The 12,231-nt window shown below is 42.0% G+C and carries 11 protein-coding genes, 2 rRNA genes and 1 riboswitch; all 13 genes read right to left on the reverse strand.

What is annotated here, in order from left to right; translation table 11 throughout:
• Position 1: 1 nt before the first annotated feature.
• Positions 2-1,423, reverse strand: coding sequence for an amidophosphoribosyltransferase (purF, locus tag QMF37_RS16140; protein WP_038705370.1), 1,422 nt, complete (start codon positions 1,421-1,423; stop codon positions 2-4).
• Positions 1,399-3,624, reverse strand: coding sequence for a phosphoribosylformylglycinamidine synthase subunit PurL (purL, locus tag QMF37_RS16145; RefSeq protein ID WP_071153248.1), 2,226 nt, complete (start codon positions 3,622-3,624; stop codon positions 1,399-1,401). The genes purF and purL overlap by 25 nt, the downstream gene beginning before the upstream one ends.
• Positions 3,608-4,291, reverse strand: a complete 684-nt coding sequence (gene purQ, locus QMF37_RS16150; protein WP_049695147.1) for a phosphoribosylformylglycinamidine synthase subunit PurQ — start codon at positions 4,289-4,291, stop codon at positions 3,608-3,610. The genes purL and purQ overlap by 17 nt, the downstream gene beginning before the upstream one ends.
• Entirely contained in the window at positions 4,288-4,542 is a 255-nt protein-coding gene (purS, locus tag QMF37_RS16155; RefSeq protein ID WP_058386059.1) for a phosphoribosylformylglycinamidine synthase subunit PurS, read from the reverse strand. Before purS ends, purQ begins: the two co-directional genes overlap by 4 nt.
• The gene (gene purC, locus QMF37_RS16160; RefSeq protein ID WP_071153247.1) at positions 4,539-5,255 is read right to left on the reverse strand and encodes a phosphoribosylaminoimidazolesuccinocarboxamide synthase; all 717 of its coding nucleotides are present in this window, start codon (positions 5,253-5,255) and stop codon (positions 4,539-4,541) included. The genes purS and purC overlap by 4 nt, the downstream gene beginning before the upstream one ends.
• Before the next feature lie 16 nt (positions 5,256-5,271).
• Positions 5,272-6,567 (reverse strand): adenylosuccinate lyase, encoded by a 1,296-nt coding sequence (gene purB, locus QMF37_RS16165; RefSeq protein WP_071153246.1) that lies wholly within the window; start codon positions 6,565-6,567, stop codon positions 5,272-5,274.
• Between the two features lie 16 nt (positions 6,568-6,583).
• A complete protein-coding gene (gene purK / locus QMF37_RS16170; RefSeq protein ID WP_071153245.1) occupies positions 6,584-7,708 on the reverse strand; it encodes a 5-(carboxyamino)imidazole ribonucleotide synthase in 1,125 nt (374 codons plus the stop codon).
• Positions 7,705-8,193 (reverse strand): 5-(carboxyamino)imidazole ribonucleotide mutase, encoded by a 489-nt coding sequence (purE, locus tag QMF37_RS16175; protein WP_078080209.1) that lies wholly within the window; start codon positions 8,191-8,193, stop codon positions 7,705-7,707. Before purE ends, purK begins: the two co-directional genes overlap by 4 nt.
• Positions 8,194-8,331: 138 nt before the next feature.
• A riboswitch (purine riboswitch) is annotated at positions 8,332-8,432 on the reverse strand.
• A gap of 88 nt (positions 8,433-8,520) precedes the next feature.
• Entirely contained in the window at positions 8,521-8,706 is a 186-nt protein-coding gene (locus tag QMF37_RS16180) for an NETI motif-containing protein (RefSeq protein WP_058386064.1), read from the reverse strand.
• Positions 8,703-9,224, reverse strand: coding sequence for a DUF2179 domain-containing protein (locus QMF37_RS16185; RefSeq protein ID WP_058386945.1), 522 nt, complete (start codon positions 9,222-9,224; stop codon positions 8,703-8,705). The genes QMF37_RS16180 and QMF37_RS16185 overlap by 4 nt, the downstream gene beginning before the upstream one ends.
• 1,627 nt (positions 9,225-10,851) lie before the next feature.
• Positions 10,852-11,085: an IS30 family transposase gene (locus tag QMF37_RS16190; RefSeq protein ID WP_481861838.1), complete on the reverse strand. Its 234-nt coding sequence runs from the start codon at positions 11,083-11,085 to the stop codon at positions 10,852-10,854.
• A 781-nt stretch (positions 11,086-11,866) separates the two neighbouring features.
• Positions 11,867-11,982, reverse strand: a 5S ribosomal RNA gene (gene rrf / locus QMF37_RS16195).
• 140 nt (positions 11,983-12,122) lie between these two features.
• Positions 12,123-12,231: ribosomal RNA gene (locus QMF37_RS16200) — 23S ribosomal RNA — on the reverse strand; the annotation flags it as partial.

Below are 12,231 nucleotides of genomic sequence, written 5' to 3' on the forward strand. Positions count from 1 at the left end.
CTTATTTCACTTTTTCTTTTTCGTGCGGTAATACTGTATCGGGATAAATATTGGTCGGGTATTCTCCTGTAAAACAAGCTAAGCAATGTCCACATTTTGATCCGGGATCTGTACGTCCAATATTTTGAACCATACCGTCAACTGATAAGAATGTTAACGAATCTGCACCAATAATTTCACGCATTTCTTCTATTGTATTGTTAGCAGCGATGAGCTCACCTGCTGTACTAATATCAATACCATAAAAACATGGATTTTTGATTGGAGGTGAACTAATGACCACATGTACTTCTGTCGCACCTGCTTCTTTTAGTAAGTTGACAATGCGTCGTGACGTTGTACCACGAACAATTGAATCGTCCACCATAATCACACGTTTGCCTTTCACAACTTGACGCACTGGCGAAAGTTTCATCTTGACCCCTTGTTCGCGCAAATCTTGTGAAGGTTGGATAAACGTACGTCCGACATAACGGTTTTTAATCATGCCGAGCTCATATGGTATGCCGCTTTGTTCCGAGTAGCCAATTGCAGCTGAAATACTCGAATCCGGAACACCTGTGACAACGTCCGCTTCAATTTGTACTTCTTTTGCTAATTGCACGCCTAGACGTTTTCTCGCAGCGTGAACGTTGATACCATCGATATCCGAGTCTGGACGAGAAAAGTATACATATTCCATCGTACATATTGAACGCTCTTCTGGATAAGCAAAGCGTTCTGCACGCATGCCGTCTTTCGTAATGATTAAAAATTCGCCCGGCTCAACTGATCGAACAAATTCTGCTCCCACAATATCAAACGCACACGTTTCAGAAGCCGTCACCCACGCATCGCCCAATTTACCAAGTGATAATGGACGCAAACCATTCGGGTCTAGCGCAATATACATCGCTTCTTCCGTCAAAATCACACATGCAAAAGCACCTTTTAATAACGATAATGCATTTTTTGCTTTTTCTTCAAACGTCGCATAGCCACTTCGTTTAATCAGGTGAGCCAATACTTCTGTATCTGAAGTTGTTTGGAAGATACTTCCTTGACGCTCTAAATGCCCTTTTAATTGTGTGGCATTAACTAAATTTCCGTTATGTGAAATTGCCAAGCTACCGGTAGTTGAATTAAAGAGGAGAGGCTGAACATTTTCAATGCCGCTGCCCCCTGCTGTTGCATAGCGAACATGCCCTATTGCGGCATGTCCTGCTATTTTCTCTATTTTTTCAGGCGTGAACACTTCACTGACCATACCTTCACCTTTTAACGGACGTAGGCCTTCTCCATCAGTTGAAACAATTCCAGCGCCTTCTTGACCGCGGTGTTGTAAAGCGTGCAATCCGTAATACGTCAATTGCGTCGCATTCGGATGTCCCCATATTCCAAAGACACCACATTCTTCATTTAAGCTTCTGATTTCAGCAAGCATGGGATAGCTCCTTTCCAAGCTGAGCGAAGCGTTGCGACGGATTCGTCGATCCAAGTCGTACCGTCTTCACCGTTAATTACAAATTTGTCTCCCGTGACTTGGCCGACTTTCTTAGCATCTGTTACGACTTTCTCGAATTGCTCTGCGTTTTCTGGGCTAACTGTTACCACAAAGCGTGATTGCGATTCGCTGAACAAAGCAGTTGTTGGGGATCCAGACAACGTGACTTCCATGCCTAATCCGTTACCAAAGGTTTTTTCAGCCAATGCGACAGCCACGCCACCTTCAGCAACGTCATGTGCAGATGCAACGAGTCCTTGTTGAATCGCCGATAAAATTTCTTGTTGGCGTTTTGCTTCGACTGTTAAATCGATCGCTGGTGCTTTACCGAAAATACGTCCCTCGACCATCTTCTGTAATTCACTTCCGCCAAATTCTGTAAAGCTTTCACCAATCAAGTAAACAAAGTCGCCTTGTGTTTTAACGTCTTGCGTTGTTACATGTGCAAGGTCTTCAACAAGTCCGACCATACCGATTGTTGGTGTTGGATAAATAGCCGTTCCGTTTGTTTCATTGTATAACGAGACGTTTCCGCCGATAACTGGAGAATCTAAGATGGTACATGCTTCAGACATACCGTCTGCTGCTTTTTCTAACTGCCAGAAGATTTCTGGTTTTTCTGGATTCCCAAAGTTTAAGCAATCCGTGATGGCAAGTGGTTTCGCACCTGATACGACAACATTACGTGCTGCTTCTGCTACCGCAATTTTACCGCCCACTTCTGGATCTAGATAAATATAGCGCGAGTTACAATCCGTCGTCATGGCTAAACCTTTGTTTGTTCCGCGAACGCGTACAACTGCCGCATCCGACCCTGGGCTTACCACAGTGCTTGTACGCACTTGGTGGTCGTATTGATCATAAACCCACTCTTTAGAAGCAATCGTCGGTTGTTTTAATAAAGCTGTTAAGGTTTCATTGAAATCCGTTACTTTTGGCTCTACGTTGTCCATTTGTTGGAACTCTGTAAAGTACGCAGGTACAGCTGAAGGCTTATGGTAAACCGGCGCATCTTCTGCAAGTGCGTCAACAGGAACTTCTGCAACAATTTCACCTTTATGTTTTAAACGCAATGTCGAATCATCTGTTACCGTACCAACTGTCACGGCATCTAACCCGTATTTCTCGAACAACTCAACGATTTCAGGCTCACGACCTGCTTTAACCACGATTAACATCCGTTCTTGAGATTCAGAAAGCATCATTTCGTATGCTGTCATCCCTGTTTCACGCTGTGGAATGTGATCCAAATCCATTTCAATACCAGATCCGGCTTTAGAAGCCATTTCGGCCGAAGAAGAAGTCAGTCCAGCAGCACCCATATCTTGAATCCCGATTAATGCATCTGACTTGATTAGTTCTAAACAAGCTTCAAGTAACAGTTTCTCCATAAACGGGTCACCCACTTGTACTGCAGGACGGTTTTTATCTGAGCCGTCTGTTAGTTCTTCAGAAGCAAAAGTGGCTCCGTGAATGCCGTCGCGTCCTGTTTTAGCGCCAACGTACATGACCGGGTTACCTGTACCTTTTGCAATTCCTTTTTGAATGTCTTCATGATTAATCAATCCGACACACATCGCGTTCACTAATGGATTGCCATCGTAACATTCATCAAATTGAATTTCTCCGCCCACTGTTGGGATTCCGATACAGTTTCCGTATCCCGCAATTCCCGCAACAACTTCTTCAAACAAGTATTTTACTCGCGGCGTTGTTAATTCACCAAAGCGTAATGAGTTAAGTAAGGCAATTGGACGTGCGCCCATTGAAAAAACGTCACGAATAATGCCGCCAACTCCAGTAGCCGCTCCTTGATAAGGTTCAATAGCCGATGGGTGGTTATGCGATTCCATTTTGAAAACGACCGCTTGTCCGTCACCGATGTCGACAATCCCAGCACCTTCACCAGGTCCTTGAAGAACACGTTCACCTTTAGTCGGGAATTTCGCAAGAACGGGTTTCGAGTTTTTATACGAACAATGCTCAGACCACATAACTGAAAACAAACCTGTTTCCGTGTAGTTTGGCAATCTTCCTAAAATCGTTTCAACCATTTCAAATTCCGCGTCCGATAAGCCCATTTGTTGATATACTTTTTGTTCTTTTATTTGAGCAGCATTTGGTTCAAGCATGACTGACATGTGATTCCCTCCACTGTTTAACGATTGATCTAAATAAAGCCAAGCCATCTTTGCCGCCGATTAACTCTGATACTGCACGTTCAGGATGCGGCATCATGCCTAGCACGTTTCCGCGTTCGTTGATGATTCCTGCAATGTTGTTTCGACTGCCGTTAAAATCATCTGCATACGTAAAGACGATCTGATTGTTTTCTTTAAGGTGATTGTATGTCGCATCATCGCAATAATAATTGCCTTCTCCGTGAGCGATTGGAATTTGGATTTCTTCACCTTGTTCGTATTCATTTGTGAACAAGGTATTGTTGTTTTCTACTTTCAATCCAACAGTACGGCACATGAACTTCAAGTTTTTATTTCGTAAAAGAACGCCTGGCAAAAGGCCCGCTTCCGTTAAGATTTGGAAACCATTACAGATTCCAAGAACCGGCTTGCCTGCTTCAGCTGCTTTTCTTACTTCATCCATGACTCCAGAGAATTGAGCGATCGCGCCGCAGCGCAAGTAATCGCCGTATGAAAATCCGCCTGGTAGTAAAATCCCGTCATAGCTGCTCAAATCTTTTGAGTCATGCCATACGTATTCTGCTTCTTCACCTAATTCATCTTTGACCGCATGGTACATATCCAAATCACAATTCGAGCCTGGGAAAACAATTACTGCGAATTTCATTGCGAGACAACCTCCTCAATTTCATAACGGTAATCTTCAATTACAGTGTTTGCTAAAAGTCGATGACATAATTCATTTACTAAAGAATCTACATTGCGTTCGCTGTCTTCAATAACCAATTCTAGGTATTTGCCAATTCGTACATCTGCCACTTCATCATAGCCCATTTTATGAAGAGAGCCCATAACTGCAGAACCTTGTGGGTCCAATACACTTTCACGTAATGTTACGTATACTTTTACTTTTTTCATGAGTGTTGTCCTCCTAGACGAGTTAAAATGAGTTCGTACGCTTCTGTCAAATTCCCGAGATTGCGGCGGAATACGTCTTTATCAAGCTTTTGTTTTGTTTTCATATCCCAAAGCCGGCAAGTGTCCGGCGAAATTTCATCTGCCAATAAGATTTGACCATTTTCATCTCGGCCAAATTCAATTTTAAAATCAACAAGATCTACGCCAATTTCTTTAAAAAAGCCGATTAACACTCCATTAATTTCGCGTGCCTTTTGCTTGAGCACTGCCACTTCCTCTGCAGTTGCCAGCTTTAGCATATCAACATGATCATCTGTAATTAGTGGATCGCCCAATTCATCATCTTTCAAATAGAACTCCACAACCGGACGGCTAATGGCCACGCCTTCTTCAATGCCAAGACGTTTGGCCATGCTGCCCGCTGTGATGTTCCGGACCACTACTTCCAATGGAATGATGCTTACACTTTGCACCAATTGTTCGTGATCAGACAATTGCTTAACGAAATGAGACGCAATGCCTGCTTCCTGCAATTTTGTGAAAATCAGTGACGTGATTTTATTGTTCAAAATGCCTTTCCCGGTAATTTCTTCTTTTTTCTCACCGTTGAAAGCCGTTGCTGAATCTTTATATTCCACCCACAAAATTCCCTGTTCATCCGTTGCATACAGACGTTTTGCTTTTCCTTCGTACAATAGCTGACCTTTTTCCATTTTCAGAAGCCCCCGTTTAGTTTAATCCAAGTCGGTTGAAAATCATGTCTACTTGTTGCAAGTGGTGATTGTAATCAAAGCAATCATCCAACTCTTCTTTAGATAGTTTAGCTGTAATCGTGTCATTTGCTTCCACAATTTTGCGGAAATGCGTTTGGTTTTCCCAAGCTTCCATCGCACATGGCTGAACGGTATCGTAAGCTGCCTCGCGAGCCATCCCTTTATCGATCAATGCCAACAACACACGCTGTGAATAAATCAATCCGAGTGTTGAATCCATATTGCGTTTCATGTTTTCAGGGAACACCGTTAAGTTTTTCACGATATTACCGAAACGATTTAACATGTAGTTAAGCGCAATCGTTGCATCTGGTAAAATCACACGCTCTGCTGATGAATGCGAAATGTCGCGTTCGTGCCATAAAGATACGTTTTCGTAAGCTGTTAGCATGTATCCACGGATTAAACGTGCAAGACCCGTCATGTTTTCAGAACCAATTGGGTTGCGTTTATGCGGCATTGCAGAAGAACCTTTTTGACCTTTTGCGAAAAACTCTTCTACTTCGCGTGTTTCCGATTTTTGCAATCCGCGAATTTCTGTCGCAAATTTCTCAACAGATGAACCAATCAATGCGAGTACACTTAAATACTGTGCGTGACGATCGCGTTGCAATGTTTGTGTGGAAATAGGTGATGCTGCAAGACCTAACTCTTTGCAAACATATGCTTCAACAAATGGATCAATATTAGCGTACGTTCCAACTGCACCAGACATTTTGCCTGTTTCAATTGAAGCTGCTGCCGCTTCGAAACGTTCTAAGTTACGTTTCATTTCTTCGTGCCATAATGCAAGTTTCAAACCGAAAGTTGTTGGTTCTGCATGCACACCATGTGTACGGCCCATCATGACCGTCATTTTATGTTCTTTTGCTTTATTCGCAAGAATTCCGATAAAGTTTGTTAAGTCTTTACGGATAATGACGTTTGCTTGTTTTAACAAGTAAGACAATGCGGTATCAACAACGTCTGTTGAAGTTAAGCCGTAATGAACCCATTTGCGTTCTTCGCCAAGCGTTTCGGATACTGCTCTTGTGAAAGCAACTACATCATGACGTGTTTCTTCTTCAATTTCCAAAATGCGATCTACTGAAAAAGAAGCGTCTTTACGAATTTTGGCTACGTCTTCTTTTGGAATATCTCCAATTTCAGCCCAAGCCTCACATGCTAGGATTTCTACTTCTAGCCATGCATTGTACTTGTTTTCTTCTGTCCAAATTGCGCCCATTTCGGGTCTTGTGTAACGTGCGATCATAAATTAGTTCCTCCAATTATTCTGGCCAAATGCCAGATCTATCTATTTCACCTAAAGTTGCCTCTAAGTCTTCCGTTAATATCGTAACATGTCCCATCTTCCGTTTCTGCTTTGCTTCGTCTTTTCCATACAAATGAATCGACCAATTTGGAAATTGTGCTATTTTTGAAGCAAGTGGCGCGACATGCTCACCTAACACGTTGACCATTACTGCTTGAGACCAAAGGATTGGCTGTCTTAGTGGCCAGCCACAAATGGCACGGATATGTTGATGGAACTGCGATATGTTTGTCGCTTCGATTGAATAATGACCTGAATTATGAGGACGTGGCGCCAATTCATTGACGATAATGCCACCGTCTTCTAACACGAACATTTCAACGGCTAATGTGCCTACCATATTGAGATGAGTCGCAATTTTCTCAGCTGCTTTTTTCGCCTCATCTATTGTCTTTTTATCGATTCTTGCTGGAACAATCGTCTCATGCAAAATATGGTCTTTATGAATATTTTCACCAATCGGCAAAATAGCTGTTTCACCGTGTACGTTGCGTTGAATAATAACGGAAATTTCTTTTGTAAATTCTACAAAAGCTTCAGCAACACATTCGCCATTTGTGAATAATCTTTTGGCTAAAGAAAGTTCTTCTATAGAAGAAACAGTTTGTTGCCCCTTGCCGTCATACCCACCTCGTGCTGTTTTCACAACGAATGGAAATGACAATTGACTACTTTTTTCTTTTAACTCTTCAAACGTAGAAGCTGTAACATAATCTGCCACGACAGCACCAGCTTCAGAAATCGCTTGTTTTTCAACAATTCGATTTTGTGTCACACGAATCAATTCAGAACCTTGCGGCACATAAGCGATTTCTGCTAATTTTGATAGCCCTTCTACATCTATATTTTCAAACTCATAAGTAATGACGTCACTCACTTCAGCTAACTCTTCTAACGCATGCTGATCATTAAACGGTGCAACAATTTGGATATCCGCAACTTGACCTGTTGGTGAATCCATAGCTGGATCGAGAACAGCAATTTTAAATCCTGCTTCTTTTGCAGCAAGCGCCATCATGCGTCCTAATTGACCGCCGCCGATAATGCCAATCGTTTGTCCAGGTAATATGGTTTTTGTCATACCAAATCCCCCGAACTTTCTAGAACTGCTGCTGTGATGCGATCTCTTCTTTCCTGCAATGCTTGTGCTGCCTGCTCATCTACCGTCCCCAGTATTTGCGCTGCTAGTAACCCCGCATTTACAGCTCCAGCTTTGCCGATAGCGACAGTCGCCACTGGAACTCCGCCAGGCATCTGAACGATTGATAATAAGGAATCTAAGCCGTTTAACGCTTTTGATTGAACAGGTACACCGATAACTGGTAAAGTTGTTTTGGCTGCTACCATACCTGGCAAATGAGCAGCACCGCCTGCCCCTGCAATAATCACGTGCAATCCACGTTCACGTGCTTGTTCTGCATAGCTAAACATTAAATCCGGTGTCCGGTGTGCTGAAACCACTTTCTTCTCGTAGCTTAACCCCAGTTCATCTAATACATCACACGCATGCTTCATTGTTTCCCAATCACTCGTACTTCCCATAATGACGCCAATTCGCGGATTCATCGATTGCACTCTCCTTTTAAAAAATAAAAAGTCCTTAAGTAAACTGCTCACATTACGTGAAAAGCAGTTTACTTAAGGACTGTAAATGATACGAATTTTAAATGATGGCATAAAGAAGCACATCCTTCGCTTTACGACCAATAAGTTGCTTTCCCGCATAGTCCGGACATTTACGGTGTCCTGGTAGAGACGCAGAAGCCAATTCTTCTGCATATATGGGGTATCCTCACTTATCATAACAAGACGACGAAACTACGTCAATGATAAAGTCGAACAATAAGTTATACAATTATTTAATCGTTCGTCTTTATAAGGTCTGACTTATCTTTATTCTAGTTTATCTCCTTTAAACTTGACGATTTGCCTAATAGGTACTGGTTGGCCATTTACTTCCTGAAACAGAGGCTCCTCTTTTCGTCCAACTGCTGCGTAGCCTTCCGCTTTCATCCGATCCAGACATTCCGAAATAGATTCATGTTCTTCAACTTCAAACCACACTGTATTCTTACTCATTTAAATAAGTTACCCCTTTTCACTGACTTTACCCAAAATCCGCCATGAATTGTTTTAGGTTCATACGCAATAATAAAAGCTTTTGGATCGAGTTCTTGAATCGCTTTGTATAGCTTTAGTTCCATTTTTCGCGGAGTTAAAATTTGCATCGATTGCCGATCCCCGTCACGCCCATTGGTATTCCAATCCGTGACACCGTAGCCTTTTTCGCGAAGTTGCTTAGGCAAATACTCTCCGGCTTCACTCGTAATAACGTTTACCGTAATATAACCAAGAGCCATTTTTTCCTCGATTTTAGAACCGATAACAACCCCTGATCCATAACCTAATGCATAAGCAACCAAGTTTTGAATTTGATCAAGATTATCAAGAACCAATCCAAGTCCTACTATGTATATAACAACCTCTACCATACTAACGGCTGCTGCTAAATAGCGATAGCCTTTTAACGTCATAATCATTCGCAATGTGAAAAAAGTTACATACACAATATTGATCGAAAAAATTATTAGCACCATAATCCATGGGTTTATATCCAATCTCTACACCCCTCTGATTTTCATTAACAATTAATTTTCATACTATGTTAAAAATCTTAAGAATGCAAGAGAGAAAAGCCTTGTGTATTAAGTGTTTGTCTAATGCTTCATATTTTTCTACTCCAAACGTTAGCACATCAAATTGTCTATAGCGAGTAACTATCAATTGGCTCTTTGTAGAGATAATAGAATTTTTATAAAATTGGTTAGGTAACGTGGCGGTAGTCGGTACTAATAGTGTGTCTTCGACTAACTACTTACTTTATTCTAAAAAATCCTTGAAAGTCAATTTCTAAAGAAACTCTAAAGAGTTTGATTTCCTGATTTAGTTGCTCGAAGTCTTTTAAATAAACTAACAGGTAAACAATCACTTTGATTTCGATTTACCGACGTTAGACCTAACTCTTTATATACGATACCCAAACAGCAATTCTTCGGTAAGCTTTACTACCTGTACAACACAAAATAACAATGCACAGAACTATGGCAAGTTACTATAGATAGATACAATAGCGTGTATTGTTTTCAAATTCACTCCAAAAGTTTCTTATAGAAGAACAGATTCCCGAACTTATCAGGTACTAAGATACTGCACAAAAACTTCCTAAGGACAAATAAGATGAAGTACTTGGTGACGCAGTTTCTCCTACTGCCAGCAGTTTCGGAAATGGTGGAACTTCCGCAGGAGTAGTACTCAACGCTTTCCAAAAAGAAAATATGATTATAAACAAATACAATCGGCCATCATAACGTTTGCTCAAAATTCTTAACTCGCTCTTTTTAGTGCATTCCACTCCCCTTATCGCAGGGAAAAATCGTCTTTCATAGGTGCTTTATCACAGCGAAAGGCTCGGCATTAAGCTCCATGTAAGCTACGTGCCGTATCGCGTGGTAGAAACACCGGTCTGATACACGATGGACCGATTAGCGAAAATTTGTCGACTCTCGGCTCATCCCGTTTCAAAACCCTATCTATTTCAACAGCAAATAAGATTTCGTTATCCAGACGAAAGAGAATGTCGTCTTATCGACCGCCTGCTGGAAAAAAATGCATTGTCACACGCGACTTTACTTACCCGCTAAGCACGTCACAATCGCGCTCACTGAATCGGCATCGTCTCTTCTTTTCACCTGGCCTTGAAGAACATGAAATCCGGGTTTCACCAGTCTGTAACGTTTCGGTCAAAGCAATCGCTACCATGTGTAAAACGCGCTGAGGCCATCTAATCCTTTTCTCCTAAATCAAACAACACTTCTATGTACTAAAGCTTCTCAGTCAAACGTATAAGACACAAGCATCTAGCTGTTTGAGATACCGATTATGTGTCTTTGTGAAGTTGTATTCGTAAATTGTCAATTCAAGTCGAACATGGCAAGAAATTCATGAACACTTCAAAGGGCGTATTGTAATTCAATATTTTCCGGGGAACTTGGTGGAATACCAGTAGAAAGTTTGAGATCTCTTTTTAGGTCATGCGGCTAAAGTCGATGCCTTTTGGATACGTGCGCCGAATACCACCGTTACTCTTCTCATTCGTGCCACGCCGACCAGGAACACTCAAATCCGAGAAGTAAAACGGGATCTCTACGCTTTCTCCACATCGATCTAGCCGTGAAATTCCATGCCCCGGTCGACGGTAATGGGTTTCACCACTTTTTTTGGCAGGTTTTTCAACACATGGATGATGGCCTGTGTGGTTTCACTTGCCGTTTTCGCAGCTAACTTATAGTTCTTCTCAAAACGGGTGGTACGTTCCGTCAATGTGAAAATCTGGCTCTTGTGCGATTTGCCGATAACGCTATCGATTTCCCAATGTCCCACTTGGCTTCGAGGCGCCAAACGTACATGGATCTTTTTCAGACAAGGCAGCTTGCCTCGCGGTTCACCTCGTTACTCTTTAACTTTCTTTGCGGATCAGTAGCTTTTGGGACAGGTTGAACAAGCCGAGAGTCCCGTACCGGTAATGCTCGAAACACGGATGGGAAAAGATTTTTGATGCATTTTCCAGTACCGTCCGACGAGGCATTCTGGTGACCAGTCGTGCTTTAGTTTGACAGGTTATAATCGACATCTTCTTGATTGACCGATCGTCTATCACGTCTGGCTTTGTAATCAGCCTGTGCCAACAGAGCGTGGCAAAGCTTACAGCGTTTCACTTCATAGTGGATGGTGCTTTTGCTTCGTTCTAGCTGTTTCGCTATATAGGACAGTAATATTTTCTTTCAGACAATAACACTCGATTCGCACACCTTCCCGTAATATCACAGGGGCATCGCTCATTTGGGAACACTCCTTTAGTTGATTCGCATTAACTACGGTGTATCCACTTGAGCTATTTTTATTTTCTAAGTGTTTGACTGGCTACGATAATCTACAATTTTCTTTTAAGAAACTGTCCAAACACCAGTTTTGTCGCTTATCAGCTTCCGACGCATGCTGTTGACCGACAACTTTATATGTGATTTGACTGTAAATCCTTATGGCATTTTTGCACGAGCAGGTTGTATTCAATAGCACAACCCTCATGTATTACTTAATCAAAGTGCATGAAGATTTACTTCATTATTTTCTTCACACAAAAAAAGCCGTTACCGGAATCGGTAACGACTTTTTTTCATGTGCCCAGCGACGTCTTACTCTCACAGGGGGAAACCCCCAACTACCATCGGCGCAAAAGAGCTTAACTGCCGTGTTCGGGATGGGAACGGGTGTGGCCTCTTTGCCATCATCACTGGACTATTTGGTTTTGAAAGACAAGATTTATTATACCAGTGGTACTGGTTTTTTTCAAGCTTTTTTTACAAAAACTTGGGCTTATTCTTTCAAAACTGGATAAACGACAGGTGAAACAAGCAAGTTTTTTCGCATACAGTGTGTTGGTTAAGTCCTCGATCGATTAGTATTCGTCAGCTGCACGTATCGCTACGCTTCCACCTCGAACCTATCTACCTCATCGTCTTTGAGGGATCTTACTTGCTTGCGCAA

The organism is Planococcus sp. S3-L1 (assembly GCF_030063085.1).
In the GTDB taxonomy this organism is placed as follows: Bacteria; Bacillota; Bacilli; order Bacillales_A; family Planococcaceae; genus Planococcus; species Planococcus kocurii.

Excerpts from the sequence above, each read along its gene's own strand:
- purF (WP_038705370.1), bottom strand. The coding sequence starts at position 1,423 with ATGCTTGCTGAAATCAGAAGCTTAAATGAAGAATGTGGTGTCTTTGGA.
- purL (WP_071153248.1), bottom strand. The coding sequence starts at position 3,624 with ATGTCAGTCATGCTTGAACCAAATGCTGCTCAAATAAAAGAACAAAAA.
- purQ (WP_049695147.1), bottom strand. The coding sequence starts at position 4,291 with ATGAAATTCGCAGTAATTGTTTTCCCAGGCTCGAATTGTGATTTGGAT.
- purS (WP_058386059.1), bottom strand. The coding sequence starts at position 4,542 with ATGAAAAAAGTAAAAGTATACGTAACATTACGTGAAAGTGTATTGGAC.
- purC (WP_071153247.1), bottom strand. The coding sequence starts at position 5,255 with ATGGAAAAAGGTCAGCTATTGTACGAAGGAAAAGCAAAACGTCTGTAT.
- purB (WP_071153246.1), bottom strand. The coding sequence starts at position 6,567 with ATGATCGCACGTTACACAAGACCCGAAATGGGCGCAATTTGGACAGAA.
- purK (WP_071153245.1), bottom strand. The coding sequence starts at position 7,708 with ATGACAAAAACCATATTACCTGGACAAACGATTGGCATTATCGGCGGC.
- purE (WP_078080209.1), bottom strand. The coding sequence starts at position 8,193 with ATGAATCCGCGAATTGGCGTCATTATGGGAAGTACGAGTGATTGGGAA.
- QMF37_RS16180 (WP_058386064.1), bottom strand. The coding sequence starts at position 8,706 with ATGAGTAAGAATACAGTGTGGTTTGAAGTTGAAGAACATGAATCTATT.
- QMF37_RS16185 (WP_058386945.1), bottom strand. The coding sequence starts at position 9,224 with ATGGTGCTAATAATTTTTTCGATCAATATTGTGTATGTAACTTTTTTC.